Genomic DNA, 19,195 nt, shown 5'->3' on the forward strand with positions numbered 1-19,195 from the left:
TACCTACCGGTACATAAGTCAGTCCCGCGCGGAGCCCGCCGTCGGACCAGGACGGTCCGGGGGCAGTCGATGCGGCGTCAAGGGTGGAGGGCGCCCAGGGACGGCGGGGACCGGCTGCCGACCGCGTACACGTCGCGCACGACGCCGATCACGGACGATGCGGGCACCGTCGAGACGCTGCGTGAGTCGTGCGAAGCGCTGCGGTGGTCGCCCATGACCCAGTACGCGCCGTCCGGGACGACGACGTCGAACGCCAGCGTGCTCGGCCGGTCCCCGGGGTACAGGTAGGGTTCGGCGAGCTCGCCGTCGTCGACGACGACGGCGCGGGTACCGCGCGCACAGCACCACACGTGATCACCGGGCATCCCGATCACCCGCTTGACCGACGGCGTCCCGTCGAGCAGGACCACCACGACGTCGCCACGCCGCACGGGTCCCACCAGGTCCGTCAGGACGTGGTCGCCCGGCTCGACCGAGGGCTGCATGGAGGTCCCCTCGACCACGTACACGCGGACCAGCCAGGTCTGGGCCGCCGCGAGGAGGGCGCCGATCGTGAGCACCGCCACCAGCAGGGCCACGGCAGGACGCCGCCGCGCTGCTCGCACCCGGACCGGCCCGGTCACGACGCCTCCGGATCGTCGAGCGCCTCCAGCATCCGGTGCAGGGAGACGATCTCCTGCTCCTGCTCGACGACCACGTGCCGCGCGACGGACACCACGTACTCGTTCGAGACGCGTGTGTCGGGGGCTCCGTCCAGGGCGGCGTGCGCCATCTCCAGCGCGCCCTCGTGGTGCGGCACCATCAGCTCGAGGTAACGGTGCTCCGCCGTCCGTGCGGGGGCTGCGCGGAGCGCATCGATCTCGGCCTCGGTGAGCATCCCGGGCATGGCGCCGTGATCGTCGTCGTTCCCACAGCCCGGCAGGCCGCTCGACGACGTCGTGCCGGCCTCCGGCCGCGCGCCGCCGGCATGGCCGGCGTGCCCACCCGGAACGGTGCCGGTCGTTCCCGGCCCGGCCGAGCCGGGCGCGGCGCCGTCGGGGACCGCGACGCCGTCGGGGCGCCGCGGGCCCGTACCGCCTGCGGTGAGCTCGGCATCGGCGTCGGCCAGGGCCTCGTCCCAGGCCGCGAGCCAGGCGGTCATGGTGGTCACCTCCTGGGCCTGGGCGAGCTCGACGTACTCGGCGAACCGGCGCCCACGCTCCGAGACGCCGTCCTTGGCGAGCAGGACGCGGCTCATCTCCACCGCCTGCTCGTGGTGCGGCACCATCATCCGCACGAAGCACACGTCCGCACCGCTCGGGCGCTCGGCGAGGACCTGCGCGGCACGTTCCCGGCTGGGGTCGGCGGACGCGCAGCCCGCCGACCCCAGCACGACGGCCACCGCCGCGCCCAGGGCGAACCGCCCGGGGCGGGCGCGGCGGAAGCCGTCGGGGGCAGAGCGCATGTCAGCCCTGGTCCTCCCGCACGTCACCGTTCACGTACTCCCGGCCCTCCGGGATGTTCGGGTTCTGGGCGGTGAAGTCGCGCGGGTAGAGCGTGAAGCCCTGCCAGTGGATCGGCATCGGGCTCTGGTCCTCGTCCCGGTTGACGTGGTGGAACCCGACGTTGACCCAGGCCACGGGGCTCTTGAGCTTCTCGTTGTTCCTGATGTAGTCGGTGACCCCTTGGCCGGCCTTCGCCGGCATCAGGTTGTAGGACGCGTGCACCTCGTCCGGGTGCGGCTGGGTGAACGCGATGTCGTAGTCGGTCTCCGGGTTGAGCGCGTAGGCGTTGTCCTTCTCCATGACGATCTCGTAGGAGCGGGGGTGCCGGTCCGCGTTCTTGCTCCTGGGGTTGACCACCCGGTAGGTCTCCCGCTTGTCCAGCACGACCTTGCCCTCGCGCGGCACCGTGGTGACCTCGGTCGCGATGACCGGCGTCCAGCCCGTGTCGCCGGTGGTGCCGTGGTCGCCGGTGAAGTCGGTCTCGATCTTCTCGACGGTCTGCTTGGCCCCGTTGTCGATCCCGAACGCCACCCGCCAGAACGCCGAGTGGTAGTGGTTCACCGCGAAGTCGTCCTGGCCGGTGTCCAGCGGCCAGCCGAAGTTGACCGCGTCGGTGTAGTCGTACGGGGACAGGTCGCCCGTCGCGCCGAGCCGGACGGAGATCTCCCCGTCGTCGTGGAACCGGTACTCGGTCTGGTACTCGTACCAGCCGATCCGGGACATGGTGTGCAGCACCAGGTCGGTGCCCTGGTCGATGTAGAGCTGCTCCCCGGCGACGTTCGACCGGTGCGCGAGGCCCGACGCCTGCTCGCTGACGCACAGCACGGGCGCGTTGGGCCGCTCCTCGGTGAGGTAGGCGTTGCGGACCTCGCCGTCCGGGCAGTCGACCGCCGACTGGTCCTGCATGCGCCGGCCGCCGACCTGGTAGGTGGTGACGTCGTTGTACTCGGTCAGGCCCGTGTCGTAGGGGACGTTGAGCTGGGCGAGGCCGATCGAGTCGAGCACCATGATCGGCCGCTCGCCCGTGCCCGGCCGGTAGGCCGCCTTGTCGATGATCAGGCCCCGGTAGGAGTCGATGCGCCAGCACATCTCCCAGGCGGAGCCGATGGCGAGGGACTTCTGCACGAGCGACGGCCCCGAGCAGGACGCCTCCGTGACGGTCTGGGCGGACGCGGCCGGTGCCGCGAGCACGCTGGTCCCGGCGGCAAGGGCCACCGCGAGCACCAGCCGGGTCGTGTTCTTCAGGTTCATCCTGGTCTCCTCGACGCTCGCTCGATCGGTGCTCACTGGACCGGGGTGACGGTCTGCGCGGACAGGTTGACGACGTAGGGCGTAGTGGTCAGGTACGGCCCGTCCGCGGTCTGGACGAGGACCTGCACGCACCGGTCCGTTGCGCACTCCGGTGCCGCGTCGGTGGCCGGGCCTCCGGTCCAGGAGTGAGCGGAGACGGCGACCTCGGAGCCGTCCGTCAGCGCCTCGCCCGTGAGCTCGGTGTACTCCTCGGCGACGGCGTCGGTCTCGGCGAGCAGGAGCTCGTAGGCGACGTCGGTCTCGAGCTCGGTCGGGGCGGGCTGCACGCCCTTGGCCTTGGTGACCTCCTCGATCTCTGACGCGTCCAGGTCGACGACGTACTGCACGACCTTCTCGGCCCTGTAGTCGTAGTAGAGGAGACTCATACGGCGCACGCCGTCGCCGTACGCGCTGGCGTCGGCCAGGTCGGCCGACAGGTACTGGGCACCGGCCCCGCCGGTGACGTCGGTGGTCCTGCGGTAGGAGGCGTCCTGGCCGACCAGGTAGCGGGCGTAGGCGACCTCGTCGGCGGAGAGCTGGTCGAGCGGTGCCTTGGCGGCCGGGGCGGCGACGGGATCCGTGGCCTTCTCCGGGGAGCCGGCGTCGGTCGACTCGGCGGGGACGTCGCTGCCGGGCTCGGATGCGGCGCCGAGCTCCCCGGGGCGGGGCTCGTCGGCCTGCGCCGTCGGACGAGAGGCGACGAGGACGACGACGAGGGTGACGGCCGCGAGCCCCGCGGCCAGGACCATGAGCGAGCGTGGTGAGAACCGTCGCGGGGCTTCTTCCGGGGTGGGGAGTGGTGACGACATCGGGCTGGCCTTCCTGCTGGGGGAGCGGGCGCCGTCTGGTGTCAAGGAGGCGGCGCGTGCAGGTCGCCTACAGCCTGAGTGCTGTCAGTTCCCAGAAGGTTTCTCTGGAACGCCCCTTCTGTTGCAGTTTCGACCTGTTGCGCACGGGCCCGAAACCTGCGCGTGACGCAGGCTGGCGACCGTCTCCGGAAATCTGGCGAGGGCTGATCCAACGTTGACGCACCGACCCGCCTCCAGTACTGTCCCGTTCATCGACACAGCAGTCCCGTTCAACGGGACGTCACACAACGGAGTGAGACGTGGAGATGAGCAAGCTGACGCGCCGCGCGGTGCTGCGGGCGATCGGGGTGGCCGGGCTGGCCGGCGTCGCCACCGCGGTCGCGGGCTGCGCGCCGACCATCGGGACGGCACGGATGCCGCGCGTTCCCGTGGTCTACGAGGGGCCACCGGTCACCCTGAGGTTCTGGAACGGGCTCACCGGCGGGGACGGCCCGGTCATGCGGACGCTGATCGAGGAGTTCACGCGGGCGCACCCGTCGATCCGCGTCGACATGTATGCCCTGCCCTGGGCGGACTTCTACCAGAAGTTCCCGGCCGCGGTGACGAGCGGCCTCGCGCCCGACTTCGCCCTCATGCACAACTTCCAGGTGGCGACGAACGCCGCCCGGAGGGTGATCATGCCGGTGGACGAGGTGCTCGGCACCGTCGGCCTCGCAGAGCAGGACTACCTGCCCGTCGTCTGGGACTCCGGCGTCTACCGGGGCCAGCGGTGGTCGCTGCCGCTCGACATGTGGCCCGACTCGCTGTTCTACAACCGCCGGGTGCTGGAGCAGGCGGGGCTCGACCCGGACGCGCCGCCGGCCGACCGCGCAGGGTACGAGCACGCCCTGGACGCGCTGGCCTCCGCGGGTATCCGGGGCCACTGGCTCCCCGCCGTCGACCCGCAGGGGGTCGGGCGCGGCTTCGACTCGCTGCTGTGGCAGTTCGGGGGCACCCACTACGATGCCGCCGGGCGCAGCGCGACGTTCGCCGAGCCGGCGGGCGTCGCGGCGCTCACATGGCAGCAGTCGCTCATCAGGGCGGGCTGGAGCCCGCGGAACGTGAGCGGCTCGGACGCGAACATGGCCTTCAAGAACGACCAGAACGCGTTCCTCTGGGGCGGCCCCGGCGCCCTCATCAACGACCTCGGTTCGGTCGACGGGCTCGACTGGGACGTCGCCCCGCTGCCGCGGATCGGCGGGCAGCGGGCCGCGTTCTCCGGCTCGCACCAGTTCGTGATCTCCCGCCAGCCGAGCTTCGACGCGGACCGCCTCGCGGCCGTCGTGACCTTCCTCGGCTGGATCCTTGAGAACTCGATCGGCTGGGCGGCGGCGGGGCCGGTCCCGGCCCGGCTGCCGATCCTCGACTCGCCGGAACTGGCGGAGCTGCCGGCCCAGTCGCACGTCGCCGTCGGCGTCGAGCACATCCGGTTCTACCCGCTGGTGCCCGGGATCGCCGAGGTGCAGACGACCATCCTGTACCCCGCCGTCGGCGACGCGCTGCTGTCGCTGGGCGACCCGCGCGCCGCGCTGGAGACCGCGACGACCCAGGCGTCCTTCCTGCTCCGGGAGAACGCCGAGAAGTACGGGAGGGCCTGACATGACCGCCGTCGCCGCTCCGCGCCACGGCGCGCCGCGCTCGCCCCACCGGCCCCGGCCCTGGACGCCGTACCTCTTCCTCGCGCCGTTCCTGCTGATCTTCGGGACGTTCGTGCTGGCGCCGGCCGCGTCCGGGCTCTGGATGAGCCTGCACAACTGGGACTTCTTCCTGCCCGACCGGCCGTTCGTTGGCCTGCAGAACTACGCCGACCTGTTCACCCCGGACGCGCTCGTGGCGCAGCAGTTCTGGGAGAGCATGCGTGCGACCGGCCTCTTCGTCCTGCTGTCCGTCCCGCTGCTCATGGTGATCCCGCTCGGGCTGGCGCTCCTGCTCAACCAGCGGTTCCGGGGGCGCACCTTCTTCCGGGCCGTCTTCTTCGCGCCCTACGTGCTGGGCGTGAGCGTCGTCGGCCTGCTCTGGCAGTACCTCCTGAACGGCAACACCGGCCTGGTGAACGGCTACCTGGCGCAGCTCGGGGTCACCGAGGCGGTGCCGTGGCTGACGGCGACGCCGTGGGTCTGGGTCTCGCTGGTCGGCGTGACGGTCTGGTGGACGATGGGCTTCAACTCGGTGGTCTACCTCGCGGGGCTGCAGAACGTGGACGAGGCGCTCTACGACGCCGCCACGATGGACGGGGCCGGCCGCTGGCAGCAGTTCGTGTACGTGACGATCCCGCAGCTCCGGCCGGTCATCCTCTTCGTGCTGACCATGACCGTGCTGGCGTCGGCGAACATGTTCGGCCAGTCGTACCTGCTCACCTCGGGCAACCCGTCGAACGAGACCCGCACGGCCATCATGTTCATCGCCGAGGTGGGCCTGGAGCAGTTCCGGATGGGTCTGGCGGCCGCCATGAGCTACCTGCTCGCCCTGCTGCTGATCGCCGTCAGCGCCCTGAACTTCGTGTTCCTGCGCCAGAAGGAGAGCTGAGATGGCCACCACCGTCGAGCGTCCGGGCAGCACCCCGGGCAGCGCCGCCCGGCCTGCGGCCCCGGGCCGGTCCGATCCCCGCCGACACGGCCGGTCCGCCGCCGGCCGCGGCGTCGTCGGCACGCTGCTGCTCTACGCGATGCTGCTCATCCTGTCCGTGCTCGTCCTGGCGCCGCTGCTGTGGATGCTCTCGACGTCGTTCAAGACGACCGGCGACGCCACGGCGCTCCCGCCGCAGTGGATCCCGCCCACGCCCACCGTCGAGGGGTACACGAGGCTGTTCGCCGACGCGCAGGCGCCGCTGCTGCGCTGGCTCGGCAACTCCGTGCTCGTCGGTGTGCTGCACACGGCGCTCGTGCTCGCGACGGCGTCCGCGGCGGCCTACCCGCTGGCCCGGATGCGGTTCCCTGGCCGGCGCCTGATCTTCGCGCTGATCATCGCCACGCTCTTCGTCCCGGGATTCGTCTTCCTGATGCCGAACTACCTGATCGTCGACGGTCTCGGCTGGCTCGACAGCGTGTGGGCGCTCGTGGTCCCGGGCGCGGCCAGCGCGTTCGGCGTGTTCTTCCTGGTCCAGTTCTTCCAGAGCCTCCCGGCGGAGCTGGAGGAGGCCGCGATCGTCGACGGCGCCAACCGCTGGCAGATCTTCGTCCGCGTCGTGCTGCCCCTGTCCAGGGCGCCGCTCGCGACCCTCGGGGTGCTGTCGTTCCTCGGGAGCTGGAACGACTTCCTCTGGCCGCTGTACGTGCTGTTCAACCCGTCGCAGCTCACGCTGCCCGCGGGCCTGGCGACGCTGCGAGGCGCCTACGCGACCGACTTCCCGGCGGTCATGGCGGGCGCGGCGATCGCGAGCGTCCCTGTGCTCGTCCTGTTCGCGTTCGTGCAGCGCTTCGTCATCGCCGGGGTCGCCCGGTCGGGCCTCAAGGGATGACCGGGTGCTCGGAACGGTCCAGGAGAGAGGCCAGGAGAGAATGGCCGCGTGAATGACACGAGCAGCCGGACCTCGGCCGACGGCGGCGCCGTCGGCACCCTCGCACGCGGCCTCGACATCGTCGAGTGGCTCGCCGCGACGCCGGGCGCGACCGTCCAGCGCCTCTCGGCGGACCTCGGTCTCAGCCGCAGCGCCGCGTACCGCATCGTCGGGATGCTGCGGGAGCGTGGCTACGTGACGGGCGAGAACGAGCTGCGGCTCGGGCCCGTCGTGATGCGGCTGGGCCTGCAGGCGCTGGACGGTCTCGACGTCTTCGCCGTCGGGCCAGAGCCGCTGCGCGAGCTGGTCCGGGAGACGCAGGAGACGGCGTTCATCGCCGTCTTCGACGAGGACCAGATGTGCTATGTGATGCAGCAGGAGGGACCGCAGGCGGTGAAGGTGGTGTCCAAGCTCGGCAGCCGGGCGCCCCTGCACGCGTCCGCGCTGGGCAAGGCCTACCTCTCGGCGCTGCCGGCGGCGGAGCTCGGCGCGGTCGTCGAGCGCATCCCGCTGACGGGCTACACGCCGACCACGCTGACCACGGCGCCGGCCCTGCACGCGGAGCTCGACCGCATCCGCGACCAGGGCTGGGCGCTCGACGACGCCGAGCGCGAGCCCGGCGTGCGCTGCGTCGCGGCGCCGATCCGCGGGGTGGGCGAGGGGCCCGTCGCCGCGATCAGCGTGGCCGGCCCGCGGGACCGCATCGTGGCGGCCCAGCCCGCGATCGTCGAGGCGGTACGGCGCACCGCCGCCCGGATCTCCGCCGCGCTCGGCGCGGCGCCGCCCCACCACACCTGACCACCACCGATTGGATGCCATGGCGACCTCAGACCCGTCCGTCCGTTCCGTCCGGCTCGCATCGCTCGCCACCCGCTATCCCCGGACGGTGGGGCGCAACGCCCGGCTCGGCAGCCATGGCGACGGACCCGACTCGCACGTCGCGGTGCTGGTCACCGACGACGGGCGCACCGGCTGGGGCCTGATCGAGGGGCCGCCGGGCGACGTCGCCCGGGTGGAGGGACGCCCGCTCTCGGAGCTGATCGACCCGGCGCTGGGCGTGCGCGACGCCGCCGACCGGTGGCTGGACATCGCCCTGCACGACCTGCTCGGCGTGGTGCTCGACGCCCCCGTGCACGCCCTGCTCGGCGGGCGCGGGCCGGTCGACGTCCCGGTCTACGACGGCGCGATCTACTTCGACGACCTGGACCCGCAGGACGCGCCGCGGGGGACCGGCGTCCTCCTTGACGAGTGCCGGGCGGACGCGGCCCTGGGCTACCGCGACTTCAAGCTCAAGATCGGCCGGGGCAACCGCTGGCTGCCCCGGGAGCGCGGCGACGTGCGGGACATCGAGGTGACCCGCGCGGTCCGCGACGCGTTCCCGGACGCCCGGATCCTCGTGGACGCCAACGACGGCTACGACCTGGCCGGGTTCGTGGCCTACCTCGAAGCGGTGGCGGACGTGGGGCTGTACTGGGTCGAGGAGCCTTTCCTGGACGACGCCGGAGACCTGGCCGCCCTGCGTACGTGGCTCGACGCGCACTCGCCGGAGACGCGGATCGCGGAGGGCGAGAGCTCGCCCGACGTCGGCGCGCTGCTGCCGGTCGCGGCGGCCGGGTCGATCGACGTCCTGCTCATGGACGTGATGTCCTACGGCCTGACCGCGTGGCGCCGGCTGATGCCCGAGCTCGTGGCGGCCGGCGTGCACGGCTCGCCGCACGCGTGGGGGCGGCCGCTGAAGACGCGCTACGCGGCCCACCTCGCGGCAGGGCTCGGCAACGTCGAGCTCGTCGAAGGAGTGCCGGGGACCGTGGCCGGCGTCGACCAGCGGCTGCTGCGCCCGGTGGACGGCGTCCTGTCCCTCGACGACGCGCCGGGCTTCGGTGTGCCGCTGCCCGGCGACGCGCACCTGCGGCCGCTCCCGCTCGCCCCACGGGCGGCGTAGCGACCAGTGCGTTTGCTGTCTGCGGTTTGTCGGGCCGCTGACCTCATAGTGGTGTCCCGGTCTCGTGCGCCATGGCTGTCAGCAGGCGGTCCTGGAACGCCAGGTCGTGGGTCGCGGTGTGGGGCTCCTGCCGTTCCTGGTGGTACCAGTAGCCGCCGGTCGTGAGGGCCTGCGGGTCGTCGCTCGTGGCTAACCACTCCTGCGTGCGGTGACCCAGCTCCAGGTCGTCCGGGGCACCGGCCCCGCCCATCCGGGTGGGTACCCACCCGGGGTCGACGGCGTTGCTGAGCACCCCGGGCCGCAGGCGTGCGACGGCGGCCGCCAGGGCGGTGACGAACAGCTTGCTGTCGCCGTAGGAGCCGGGCGTGCGCCCTTGCCAGTCGACGCCGTCGATCGGGCGAGAAGGTTCTGTCGGCCAATGGGACCGAACTGGCGGTCGGCGGGCCCGCCACGGGGGCGGTGCGCGAAGGACCGGCCTACAACCTCGCAGTTCTCGATCTCCGCACCTACCACGTTGGCGACGCGGAAGTTCTTGTTCATAACTCTGGCTGCCTGCCGGTGCTCAAGAATTGGAGGCCGAAGACATTTAGGTACGGCGACACCACGCTGGTCCTGCAGCGCGGCGGGGATGCAACACATCCTCGAAAGGCATCATCCAAAGTACTTCGACCCCGATCAGGCGAGGCAGGACAACGACCTATTTAGCGAGTCCAGGACTGTCGACGACATCGTCGACCTCATTGATCAGGTCGTTCGGCAGAGGACGGACGAGTTGGCGGCCATCGCGCGAAGGCCAAGACCCGAGCAGCAGGTCGGCAACGTGAAGGCTACGATCGACGGCGTAACCTACCGGCTCGGCGTGAACCAAGGAGCGATCGGCACGTTCCACCCCGTGGGGATGAGTGAACCGTGAGTGATATCGCTATTCAGACATACCTATTCGATCGCCATGGGTCTTCGAGGTTCGAGTCGGTTCAGGACATGGATTCCTTTACCCAGAAACGGTATGGGTACGTGGAGGGATTCATCAGCATGACCATTGACGGGACCGAGATGTTTGGTCCTGATCTGTGGGACGATGTGGGAGCGCTGTGGCCGATGCTGACCAACCTGCTCGACGACTGCCGTGAAAATGGTGTGGGAGAGACGGGTCTCATGGAGCGGGCGATTCCAGTACGCCTGGAGCAAATTCGGGGCTGGGTGGGGTACCTGCTGCTGACGGTCGGGCGGCCAGAAGGTGATCATTACGGGGTAGAGATGCGCCGCACATCGGTTGCGGCAGCCGATTTGTACCCTGCCGTCGCGCGCGCCTATCTCGATGCGTTTGAGAACTTCAGGCGAATTGATGTCCCTGAGAACATCGGCGAGGTAAGTGAAATGATGGACAGCCACTTGCGATCCTGGATCGAGACGCCTCGAGACTCCTGGCTTCGGACCTTCCCTGGGTGACCTCGAAGTCACACGGAGAAGTACTTCGCTTCCGGGTGTTCGACCCCTGACCTGCACTGTTGGTGTTCGTGACCCCTTCGGGAGCACGAATTGTGCACGCTTTGCTCAGTTAGTCCACGACCGGACGGTGGGATCCTCCTCGCACCTGCCAGGCATGAAGACCACGGCCCGGCTCGATGCGGCTCGCTCCATGCTGCCCTCCGCCGCTGGTCGCTCGGAGCGCAATCCGTTCGAGACGTATGCCGCCTCGACGCCTACTCTGCTGCATCGCTTCTCGCGCTCGGAGCCAGTCGATCCACAGTACCGATTCGGTGGGGACCGCGGCGGCCGCCACGATCGGCTGGCGGCGACGGCCCGGGACGAGCCGACGGGGGGCGGCCTGATGGGAAGGGCGAAGCTGAAGCCAGGGACCAAGATCAGCGCGTGGAAGACGGGCAAGGGGCGTCGGTGGCAGGCCCGCGCAACGGCCCGCGACCTGCTCGGTGATTGCCACCAGCCGTCGGCAGTGGGCATGACCCGCGACGCGGCGGAGCACGCCCTGCTACGGTCCATGCCCGGGAAGGCCGGCGGACCGCCGTGGTGGGTATCACGCTCGGGGTCGCTTGCTCTTGTAGGACAAGGGCGGTCACCCGAAGGAGCACTGCGATGAAGCCGAAAAGCCGGCCGGCCAGGGTCTTGTTCGCGGCCGTGCTTGTGATGGTGGTGCCGTTGCTGGTGGCGACCCGGTGCACCGTGCCGGTGACGACGACCGGCAGTACGGCCCCTGAGCTCTCGTGGCAGGTCCGTGATCAGCAGACTGGGCAGCGTTTCACGTTCAGCGATGGCGCTACGCACTACGCTCCGGCGGAGGCGAGCCTGAGCGTCACGTTGCAGGTCCGGGACGACGGCGGGATCCGGTCGATCGACTTCTACGGGAGCCAAGAGGGCCGCTGCCAGGACTCCCTGGGTGACGTCGACGAGACCTACCGCGATCAGCGCCTGGACTTCACCGGTGACGCGCAGGACGGCACAGCGCCCTCGAGGTGGACAGCCGGCTTCCAGACCATCACCGGGACCTGCCCGGCCGGCGGTGCGGCATGGGTGGACGCCGAGCTGCATGGGTACGCGAGCAACTTCTCAGGCCTGGACCGCATCTCGACGCTGCACGTCAAGATCCCCTTGCCTTCCACGCCCATCGACTGAAGGTGGTGGGGACTCCCGGTCGCACTCGACGACGCAGTGCGCGCTGCCCGAGCTCAGGCCGCCGGCGTGCAGCGTCGGGGGGCCGGTTTCCTGATATGGCCCCGCCCGGTGTCCGAGATCTGCGTGTGGGCATGAGCTCCGGCGTGTGGGCGTGATGGCCTACAGCTGGCCATCGGTCCAGGTGCATGCCTGGAGCTCGCCCGGATGCTAGAGCGTGGGCGTGTCCGGGCCCGGGTTGGGTGGGGGCTTCCTCGCACTCAGTGACGTATGCGTCCAGGCGTGCCCTCCAGTTCGACGCGGGTGTGGGCAGCGGCGACGGTGTCCGGCCGGTGTGCGATGAGCAGCGTGGCGCGATCGGTGTCCCGGGTCAGGAACTCCATGATGGCCGTGTCGGCGTCGGGGTCCAGGGATGCGGTCGGTTCGTCCAGGACGAGCACCCGGGGGTCGCGGAGCAGCGCGCGGGCGATGGCCACGCGTGCACGCTGGCCCCCGGAGAGGCCCGTCTCGTGCTCGCCGACGGGCGTGTCCAGGCCGAGCGGGAGCCCGCTGCCCGGGTCGAGTAGCCCGGCCGCCCGTGCCGCGCGGTCGATCATCGCCGCCGTGGCGTCGGGGTCGCCGAGCGTGATGCTGGTGCGGATCGTCCCGCGCAGCAGCGGGGAACCCTGCGGGACGACGGCGACCAGGTCGCGCAGGTCGGCGTCCGGGAGCGTGCGGAGGTCGGTCCCGTCGACGCGGACGCTTCCCCCGTCCGGGTCCCACAGGCGCAGCGCGAGCCGGGCGGCGGTGGTCTTGCCCGCGCCGGAGGGGCCGGTCAGGGCGACGACCTGCCCGGGCCGGATGTGCAGGCTGAATCCGTCGAGCACGGGACGGTCCGAGCCGTACGAGAAGGTGACGTGGTCCAGAACGAGGCCCTGTTCGTCCTTCACCGAGGGAGCGTGCGCGGCCGGGGCGGTGTCGACGGCCGGCGGTGTCGTGAGCACGTCGGTGATGCGCACCGCCGCGGCACGCAGCGTGCCGGCGTTGCGCAGCAGGTCGGCGATCTGTGCGGCGGGGCCGAGGCCGGCGACGGCCACGGTGACCGCGAGCGGCACGTCGGCCGGGGCTATGGAGCCGCGGTCGAGCAGCACGATGCCGATCGCGCCGAGGAGGGCGCCGGCGAGCGTGGCGTCGGCGATACCGCGCTCCAGACCGAGGCGCGCGGACTCGCGGACCTGGGTGCGTGCGTGTGCGCGGGTGTCGTCGGTGATCCGGTCGAGCTGCCTGTCGAGGGCGTCCGCCCCGGTGAGCTCCCGCAGTCCGCGGACGGTGTCGAGCAGCTCGGACCGGACCGTGGCGGCGCCTGCGGCGAGAGCGTCGCTGTCCTGGCGTGCTCGGCGTGCGGTCGCCAGGGGTACCGCGACGCCGACGAGCAGCAGGGGCACCCAGACGAGCAGCAGCAGCGGGCTGAGCGAGAGGGAGACGGCGGTGCTGACCGTGAGCACCAGCAGGGCGCTCAGAGTCTGTGCGACGGTGTGGGCGTAGAGCCATTCGAGGGTTTCGATGTCGGCGACGACGGTGGTCATCAGGTCGCCGGTGCGCTGGTGGCGGGTACGGGCGGGCAGGGCTCCGCGCAGGGCGTCGAGGACCCGGCCCCGCAGCACGGCGATCAGTCGGTAGGCCAGGTCGTGCGAGACCCAGGACTCACGCCAGGCTGTGGTGGCGGCCAGCACCCCGAGGGCGCACAGCCCCAGCGCCGGCACGCGCAGGTCGACGGGCTCGCCCGCGACGACGCGTCCGACGGCGGACGCCAGGCCGAGCGCGATCGCGAGCGCGGCGCTCTGGGTGACGACACTCCACACCACGGTCTCGACGAACAGGCTCCGGTGGGTGGCGATGACCGGCAGCAGCCGGAGGACCGCCCTCATGACGCACCCCCGGCCACCAGGGCTCGTGCCGGGGGCGGTCCGTCGCCGGCCGCGGCGAGACGTCCGTCCCGGAGCGCGATCCAGCGGTCCGCGTGCGCGCAGGCGCTGGTTCGGTGGGCGATGACGAGGACGGTTCGTGCGGGTGCTGCCAGGGCGACGGCGTCCACGACGCGCCTTTCCGTATCGGGGTCGAGCGCCGAGGTGACCTCATCGAGCACGAGCACCGGCGCGGGCGAGAGGAGAGCGCGGGCGATGGCGAGCCGCTGCCGCTGGCCGCCGGAGAGCTGCTCGCCGTTCTCGGCCAGCACGGTGCCGTAGCCGTCGGGCAGGCCCGCGATCACGTCGTGGACGTCCGCGAGGCCGCAGACCCGCTCGATCTCGGCGTCGGTGGCAGCGGGCCGGTACAGGCGCAGGTTGTCGCGGACGCTCCAGGCGAACAGCACGGGGTCCTGCGGCACGACGACGACGCTGCGGCTGCGCGCGCCGTGCGTGTAGGCGCGCAGGTCGACGTCGTCGACGCGGACCTGGCCCGCGTCCGGGTCGATGTCGCGTTCGAGCAGGCGCGCGAGTGTGCTCTTGCCCGACCCGGAAGGGCCGATGACGGCGACCGTCTCGCCGGGTGCCACCCGCAGGCTCAGGTCCCGCACGCCGGTGCGGGTACCGGGGTAGTGGTAGGTGACGTCGTCGACCACCACCGATCCGTTGGGGGCGGGCGCGGCGTGGGTGCCGTCCTCGATCACGGCCGGCCGCCGGGACAGGAGCCGCTCCAGCCCGTCCACGACGGTCAGGCCCAGATATCCCGCGTGCCAGCTCGTGCCCAGGTCCTGTACCGGCCGGAAGCACTCCCGGGCCAGCAGCAGCACGGTCACGGCGTCGGTGGCGCGTGCGTCCCCGGAGAGCACGGCCGTCAGGGCGGCGAACACCGCCAGGATCGTGCCCAGGTGCAGGGCCACGCCACTGACGACGGTCTCCGCGAGCGAGAGCCGGAGCTGGGCCATGGTGGAGCCGCGCAGCTCGTCGGCGTCCGCGGCGATCCGGGCGGCGAACCGGCCGGTGGCGCCGAAGGACCGCAGCAGCGGGATCTGCTGCAGCGCCTCGACGTAGTCCGACGACAACTGGGTGAACCGTTCCCAGCGGCGCCGTCCGGTGCGCAGCAGGCGGAGGTCCCACGCGCGCGGGGCGAGCACCGCGACCGCGGCGGCGACCGCGAGCACGACGCCGGCTCCCGCCGAGCGCGTCCAGACGAGCGCCACGACCGCGGCGGGGACGACCAGCACGACGATGAGCTGCGGCAGGTACCGGGTGTAGTAGCCGTCCAGACCGTCGACGCCGTCGATCACCGTGGCCGCGGCCTGCCCGGAGTCCCGTTCCGCGGCCGGTACCGCGGAGAGCTGGAGCAGCAGCCGGCGCCGCAGCCGGATGCGCACCCCGGCCCCGACGCGCGTCGCGACGGGCTCACGGACCCAGATCAGCACGCCGCGCAGCAGGCCGAGCCCGGCCAGTGCCGCCAGGCCCGGGAGCGGGTCGCCGTCGCCGCGTACCAGTGTGGTGATGACCGACCCCGCGGTGAGCGCGAACGTGACGTGCAGGGCGGACAGGACGATCCCGAGGCCGGCCAGGGCGAGGATCGCCCCCGGCACGGCCCCGGCGAGCTGGAGCAGCCGTCGGTGGACCACCGGTCAGAACGCGTCCGGGTAGAGCTGCTCGGCGATCTCCCGCACGATCGAGATGTTGCCCAGCGTGCCGGGGAACACGTCGGCGCTGGACACGGCGATCAGCCTGTCCTCACGCACGGCGGGCATGTCCGGGAACGTGGAGGTCAGATACTCGCGCGTCGCGGCCTCGTGCTCCTCGTCATAGGCCGAGAACACCAGCGCCTCGGGTTCCTCGGCCGCCAGCGACTCCGGGGTGATGGTCGCGGCGAAGAACTCCCCGAACGCCGGGTCGTCGGGCCCGTAGACGTTGTCGGCGCCGGCCCGGCGCAGGATGTCGTACTCGACGCCCGCGCCGATCGCTTGCAGCGTGGTGCCCTCGACGTAGACCTGCGCGACACGCAGCGGCTCGACGTCCGCGACGGCGGCGGCGACCTCGTCCAGGTCGGCCTGGCTCTGGGCGACGAGGTCGGCCGCCTCGTCCTGGACGCCGAAGATCTCGCCGACGTTTTCCAGGTCCTCGAACAGGTCGGTGACCTCGCCGGACATGCGCCGGTCCGCGCACCCGCCGGTGGCGACGTAGACGGCGGAACCGGCCTGCTCGAGCTGCTCGATGCTGGCGAAGCCCTGCTCGGCGGTGAACTCGTACGTGGTCGGTGAGTACACGAAGTCGGGCTCGACGGCGAGCAGGTCCTCGCGGCTCGGGGGCATGACCTCGCCGATGACAGGGACGTCCTCGGCCAGCGACGCGACGTCGTCGGGCAGGTCCTGCGCGGCGGCCTGCGCCTGCCCGGCCAGCCGGTCGGCCAGGCCCAGGCGCAGCAGCAGCTCGGTCTGTGCGGGGTGCATGCCGACGGCCGCCATAGGGGCGTCGTCGACGACGACCTCGCGGCCGCAGTTCTCCACGGTCACCGCCTCCGCGGAGCCGGATGCGGCGGGGGCGGGCGTGACCGCAGACCCGCACCCGGCCAGGAGCAGGGTGCCCGCGGTGAGCGCGATGGCGGAGCGGTGACGGGTACGTGAGGTGCGGATCATGTCGGGATGCTGCTTTCTTCTCGAGGTTCGGCGGAGCCGGTCGTGAGGTCGCCGGTCGTGGGGCCGGTCGCGGGGAGCGGGCGGAACGCGAAGACGGGCTGGTCGCCGTCCCCGTGCACGCGGACGTCGACGTCGAAGGTGGTGCGGATCAGCTCGGGCGTGAGCACCGCGGCGGGCGGTCCTGTGGCGATGATCCGGCCGGCGTCCAGCACGACCACCTGGTCGCAGTACTGGGTCGCCAGGTTGAGGTCGTGCAGGGCGGCGATCACGGTGCGGTCCAGGCTGCGCACCGTGGTCATGAGCTCGTGCTGGTGGCTGATGTCGAGGTGGTTGCTGGGCTCGTCCAGCACGAGCACGGGGCTCTCCTGGGCCAGGGCGCGGGCGAGCATGACGCGCTGCCGCTGGCCGCCGGACAGGGTGGCGACCATCCGGTCGGCCAGGTCGGCGACGCCGGTGCGGCGCATCGCGTCAGCCACCACGTCGAGGTCGGCCGGGGTGTCTCGGCCGAAGGCCGCATGGTGCGGGGCACGCCCGAGCAGCACCGTCTCCTCGACGTTCAGGTCGAAGTCGGTCGGCGCGTCCTGCAGCATGACGGCGACCGCCCGGGCCGCCTGGCGCCCGCTCAGGCGCAGGACGTCCTGCCCGTCGACACGCACGCTGCCGTGCCGGGGCCGCACCGCCCGGTAGAGCGTGCGCAGCAGGGAGGATTTGCCGCTGCCGTTCGGCCCGACCAGGCCGACCACGGTTCCCGGCTCGACGCTCAGCGTCGCGTGCTGGACGACGTCGCGGCCACCCAGCCGGACGGTGACGTCGTCGAACTCCACCCTCATCGGCCGAAACCCGCCCGCTCGGCGCCACCACGGCGCATCAGCCACAGGAAGAACGGTGCGCCGACGAACGCGGTCAGGATCCCGAGCGGGATCTCCGTCGGCTCGGCCACCGTACGGGCGAGAAGGTCGGCGGCCATGAGGAAGACGGCGCCACCCAGGACCGTCACGGGCAGCATGCGCCGGTGGTCGGCCCCGACGGCGATGCGCGCGACGTGCGGCACGACCAGCCCGACGAACCCGATCCCGCCCGCCACCGAGACCACGGTGCCCGTCAGCAGCGACGCCACCACCAGCAGCACACCGCGCAGCCGATTGGCGTCCACCCCGAGGGACACGGCCGACTCGTCGCCGGTCATGAGCGCGTTGAGCGAGCGGGCGAGCAGGAGTGCGGTCACACCGGCCACGAGGAGGGCGACCGCAGGGCCGATCAGGCTGGACATGGTCGCCGCCGACACGCTGCCCAGCAGGAAGAACAGCACGCTCACCACGTTCTGGGCGCTCGTGGAGATCGTCAGGTAGCTCGTGACCGCGCTGAACAGCGTGCCCAGCGCGACCCCCGCCAGGATCATCCGCGTGGGGGACAGGGCGCCGTCCTTACGGGCCAGCACCGCCACGCAGACGCACGCGCCCAGCGCACCGGCGAACGCCGCGACGTTCAGCGACAGCCCGCCGAGCGTCGCGGAACCGAGCACGATCACCAGCACCGCGCCCACGCTCGCGCCCGAGGACACACCGAGGACGTACGGCTCCGCCAGCGGGTTACGGACCGTGACCTGCATCAGAGCCCCGGCCAGGGCGAGGCCGGCGCCGGCGAGGCCCGCGAGCAACGTGCGCGGCAGGCGGAACTGCCAGACGGCCTGGTCCTGCAACGGTGTCAGGGACCCGTCCGACATCCACGGCATCCCCGGCAGCAGGTGCCCGACCACGAGCTGCGCCGCCTGCACCGGGCTGACGGCCACCGAACCCACCGCGCCCGAGACCACGACCAGCACGCAGGCCGCGAACCCCAGCGCCGCGCACAGGAGCCAGGTCCTGCGGACGAGGCGGCGGCGGACGCGGCCGGGCGCGAGCGGGCCAGGGCTCGAACCCACCGGGCGGGCGAGCGAGCTCGACGTCATGCGTGCGGCCCGACGGTCACGAGGGGTGGCTTCACGATCACGATCGCGAACGATAACCGTTCTCACTTACTCCCGGCAAAGAGCCGGTCCGTTCCCCCGTCGCCGGCTGCGTGACGCTCCGCTACGTCCCGCGCGTGCCGCGGCCGTCGGGCCGGGCGTCGAGCTGGGCGGCCAGTCCGGCGATCGTGGTCTCGACGACGAACTGGTAGTAGGCCTCGCGCCGGCGGTCGACGTCGGGGCCGCCCTGGGCGAACGGGCGCATCAGCGAGTCGGTGAGCACGGCGACGCCGGGGCTGTCGGCGCCGGCGGCCTGGAACTCGCGCATCATGGTGGCGTGGTCGCGGGGGCCGTCGCCCTCGTGCAGGAGCCGGTCGTCGCCGACGGTGATCGTGAGCAGGGCGTTGTTGAGCAGCGTGGCGTAGGCCAGGCCCGTGTGCTCGCCGAAGCCCGCGCGCTGCAGGGCGGCGACGCCTGCGTCGATGATCGGGATGATCGACGGGAACGACGGCCCGTGCATGAGCAGCCACTTGGCGACGCCGGGGTACCGCGCCACCAGGGGCCTGGCCGACAGGAGCAGGGCGCGGAACCAGTCGCGCCACTCGAGGTCGGCGGACGGCGGCGCGAGGTCGGCCAGGACTCGCTCCACGACGTGCCGAGCGAGCAGGTCCCTGCCGCCGACGTGGTGGTAGACCACCGACGGCGCGACCCCGAGCCGCTTGGCCAGGTCCCGGATGGACCAGCCCAGGAGGTGCGACTCGGCGGTCAGCTCCAGCGCGGCGTCCACCACCCGCTCCGCGGTGAGTCCCACGTGGAAGGCCCCTGCCACGTCCTGTGCCACTCGTGCTCCCCCTGACCTCGTGTTCCGCTGCCCCACTTCGGGCCGTGGCGCCGCATCCCGAAAGCCTGCCTCATTCGCGCGGGCGCGGCCACGTCGGCGGACGTCGTGGCGGGACTTGATTAGAACG

General features: G+C 71.9%; 18 protein-coding genes. 8 read left to right on the forward strand and 10 right to left on the reverse strand.

Annotation, left to right across the window (positions count from 1 at the left end; translation table 11 throughout):
• Window positions 1-77 precede the first annotated feature (77 nt).
• The 4 genes from lepB to AC0QU1_RS09140 are packed head-to-tail and all read right to left on the reverse strand — an operon-like array spanning window position 78 to window position 3,583.
• Entirely contained in the window at window positions 78-623 is a 546-nt protein-coding gene (lepB, locus tag AC0QU1_RS09125; RefSeq protein ID WP_483576076.1) for a signal peptidase I, read from the reverse strand.
• The gene (locus AC0QU1_RS09130) at window positions 620-1,444 is read right to left on the reverse strand and encodes a DUF305 domain-containing protein (protein WP_483576077.1); all 825 of its coding nucleotides are present in this window, start codon (window positions 1,442-1,444) and stop codon (window positions 620-622) included. The genes lepB and AC0QU1_RS09130 overlap by 4 nt, the downstream gene beginning before the upstream one ends.
• A gap of 1 nt (window position 1,445) precedes the next feature.
• The gene (locus AC0QU1_RS09135; protein WP_483616484.1) at window positions 1,446-2,771 is read right to left on the reverse strand and encodes a copper amine oxidase; all 1,326 of its coding nucleotides are present in this window, start codon (window positions 2,769-2,771) and stop codon (window positions 1,446-1,448) included.
• Complete coding sequence (locus AC0QU1_RS09140; RefSeq protein WP_483576079.1) at window positions 2,768-3,583, reverse strand: hypothetical protein; 816 nt, start codon at window positions 3,581-3,583, stop codon at window positions 2,768-2,770. Before AC0QU1_RS09140 ends, AC0QU1_RS09135 begins: the two co-directional genes overlap by 4 nt.
• A gap of 305 nt (window positions 3,584-3,888) precedes the next feature.
• On the opposite strand from AC0QU1_RS09140, the gene AC0QU1_RS09145 reads away from it, so the two are divergent.
• The 8 genes from AC0QU1_RS09145 (at window position 3,889) to AC0QU1_RS09180 (ending at window position 11,691) form a co-directional block, all read left to right on the forward strand.
• Entirely contained in the window at window positions 3,889-5,220 is a 1,332-nt protein-coding gene (locus AC0QU1_RS09145) for an ABC transporter substrate-binding protein (RefSeq protein WP_483576080.1), read from the forward strand.
• 1 nt (window position 5,221) lies between these two features.
• Complete coding sequence (locus AC0QU1_RS09150) at window positions 5,222-6,148, forward strand: carbohydrate ABC transporter permease (protein ID WP_483576081.1); 927 nt, start codon at window positions 5,222-5,224, stop codon at window positions 6,146-6,148.
• A gap of 1 nt (window position 6,149) precedes the next feature.
• On the forward strand, window positions 6,150-7,079 hold the full coding sequence (locus tag AC0QU1_RS09155; protein WP_483576082.1) for a carbohydrate ABC transporter permease: 930 nt from the start codon (window positions 6,150-6,152) through the stop codon (window positions 7,077-7,079).
• Window positions 7,080-7,127: 48 nt separating this feature from the next.
• The gene (locus AC0QU1_RS09160) at window positions 7,128-7,916 is read left to right on the forward strand and encodes an IclR family transcriptional regulator (RefSeq protein WP_483576083.1); all 789 of its coding nucleotides are present in this window, start codon (window positions 7,128-7,130) and stop codon (window positions 7,914-7,916) included.
• 19 nt (window positions 7,917-7,935) lie between these two features.
• Window positions 7,936-9,060 (forward strand): mandelate racemase/muconate lactonizing enzyme family protein, encoded by a 1,125-nt coding sequence (locus AC0QU1_RS09165; protein WP_483576084.1) that lies wholly within the window; start codon window positions 7,936-7,938, stop codon window positions 9,058-9,060.
• A 628-nt stretch (window positions 9,061-9,688) separates the two neighbouring features.
• Window positions 9,689-9,973: a hypothetical protein gene (locus tag AC0QU1_RS09170; protein ID WP_483576085.1), complete on the forward strand. Its 285-nt coding sequence runs from the start codon at window positions 9,689-9,691 to the stop codon at window positions 9,971-9,973.
• Between the two features lie 119 nt (window positions 9,974-10,092).
• On the forward strand, window positions 10,093-10,509 hold the full coding sequence (locus AC0QU1_RS09175; RefSeq protein WP_483576086.1) for a hypothetical protein: 417 nt from the start codon (window positions 10,093-10,095) through the stop codon (window positions 10,507-10,509).
• A 645-nt stretch (window positions 10,510-11,154) separates the two neighbouring features.
• Window positions 11,155-11,691: a hypothetical protein gene (locus AC0QU1_RS09180; RefSeq protein WP_483576087.1), complete on the forward strand. Its 537-nt coding sequence runs from the start codon at window positions 11,155-11,157 to the stop codon at window positions 11,689-11,691.
• 257 nt (window positions 11,692-11,948) lie between these two features.
• Here the strand turns inward: AC0QU1_RS09180 and AC0QU1_RS09185 are convergent, their stop codons facing one another.
• The 6 genes from AC0QU1_RS09185 to AC0QU1_RS09210 all read right to left on the reverse strand — a co-directional run bounded on the left by AC0QU1_RS09185 (window position 11,949) and on the right by AC0QU1_RS09210 (window position 19,068).
• Window positions 11,949-13,595 carry an ABC transporter ATP-binding protein gene (locus AC0QU1_RS09185; RefSeq protein WP_483576088.1) on the reverse strand — a complete coding sequence of 549 codons (1,647 nt, stop codon included), beginning with the start codon at window positions 13,593-13,595 and terminating at the stop codon, window positions 11,949-11,951.
• Window positions 13,592-15,271 carry an ABC transporter ATP-binding protein/permease gene (locus AC0QU1_RS09190; RefSeq protein WP_483576089.1) on the reverse strand — a complete coding sequence of 560 codons (1,680 nt, stop codon included), beginning with the start codon at window positions 15,269-15,271 and terminating at the stop codon, window positions 13,592-13,594. Before AC0QU1_RS09190 ends, AC0QU1_RS09185 begins: the two co-directional genes overlap by 4 nt.
• 3 nt (window positions 15,272-15,274) lie before the next feature.
• The gene (locus tag AC0QU1_RS09195) at window positions 15,275-16,282 is read right to left on the reverse strand and encodes an ABC transporter substrate-binding protein (protein ID WP_483576090.1); all 1,008 of its coding nucleotides are present in this window, start codon (window positions 16,280-16,282) and stop codon (window positions 15,275-15,277) included.
• Window positions 16,279-17,112: an ABC transporter ATP-binding protein gene (locus AC0QU1_RS09200; RefSeq protein WP_483576091.1), complete on the reverse strand. Its 834-nt coding sequence runs from the start codon at window positions 17,110-17,112 to the stop codon at window positions 16,279-16,281. Before AC0QU1_RS09200 ends, AC0QU1_RS09195 begins: the two co-directional genes overlap by 4 nt.
• Window positions 17,109-18,230 carry a FecCD family ABC transporter permease gene (locus tag AC0QU1_RS09205; RefSeq protein WP_483576092.1) on the reverse strand — a complete coding sequence of 374 codons (1,122 nt, stop codon included), beginning with the start codon at window positions 18,228-18,230 and terminating at the stop codon, window positions 17,109-17,111. Before AC0QU1_RS09205 ends, AC0QU1_RS09200 begins: the two co-directional genes overlap by 4 nt.
• Before the next feature lie 121 nt (window positions 18,231-18,351).
• Window positions 18,352-19,068 (reverse strand): TetR/AcrR family transcriptional regulator, encoded by a 717-nt coding sequence (locus AC0QU1_RS09210; RefSeq protein WP_483576093.1) that lies wholly within the window; start codon window positions 19,066-19,068, stop codon window positions 18,352-18,354.
• Window positions 19,069-19,195 lie beyond the last annotated feature (127 nt).

This window comes from Promicromonospora noduliphila (assembly GCF_056951025.1).

What these genes read in the sequence shown, in the direction of transcription:
- AC0QU1_RS09130 (WP_483576077.1), bottom strand. Translation starts at nt 1,444, where the DNA reads ATGCGCTCTGCCCCCGACGGCTTCCGCCGCGCCCGCCCCGGGCGGTTC.
- AC0QU1_RS09140 (WP_483576079.1), bottom strand. Translation starts at nt 3,583, where the DNA reads ATGTCGTCACCACTCCCCACCCCGGAAGAAGCCCCGCGACGGTTCTCA.
- AC0QU1_RS09145 (WP_483576080.1), top strand. Translation starts at nt 3,889, where the DNA reads ATGAGCAAGCTGACGCGCCGCGCGGTGCTGCGGGCGATCGGGGTGGCC.
- AC0QU1_RS09150 (WP_483576081.1), top strand. Translation starts at nt 5,222, where the DNA reads ATGACCGCCGTCGCCGCTCCGCGCCACGGCGCGCCGCGCTCGCCCCAC.
- AC0QU1_RS09155 (WP_483576082.1), top strand. Translation starts at nt 6,150, where the DNA reads ATGGCCACCACCGTCGAGCGTCCGGGCAGCACCCCGGGCAGCGCCGCC.
- AC0QU1_RS09165 (WP_483576084.1), top strand. Translation starts at nt 7,936, where the DNA reads ATGGCGACCTCAGACCCGTCCGTCCGTTCCGTCCGGCTCGCATCGCTC.
- AC0QU1_RS09170 (WP_483576085.1), top strand. Translation starts at nt 9,689, where the DNA reads ATGCAACACATCCTCGAAAGGCATCATCCAAAGTACTTCGACCCCGAT.
- AC0QU1_RS09175 (WP_483576086.1), top strand. Translation starts at nt 10,093, where the DNA reads ATGACCATTGACGGGACCGAGATGTTTGGTCCTGATCTGTGGGACGAT.
- AC0QU1_RS09180 (WP_483576087.1), top strand. Translation starts at nt 11,155, where the DNA reads ATGAAGCCGAAAAGCCGGCCGGCCAGGGTCTTGTTCGCGGCCGTGCTT.
- AC0QU1_RS09185 (WP_483576088.1), bottom strand. Translation starts at nt 13,595, where the DNA reads ATGAGGGCGGTCCTCCGGCTGCTGCCGGTCATCGCCACCCACCGGAGC.
- AC0QU1_RS09195 (WP_483576090.1), bottom strand. Translation starts at nt 16,282, where the DNA reads ATGATCCGCACCTCACGTACCCGTCACCGCTCCGCCATCGCGCTCACC.
- AC0QU1_RS09200 (WP_483576091.1), bottom strand. Translation starts at nt 17,112, where the DNA reads ATGAGGGTGGAGTTCGACGACGTCACCGTCCGGCTGGGTGGCCGCGAC.
- AC0QU1_RS09205 (WP_483576092.1), bottom strand. Translation starts at nt 18,230, where the DNA reads ATGACGTCGAGCTCGCTCGCCCGCCCGGTGGGTTCGAGCCCTGGCCCG.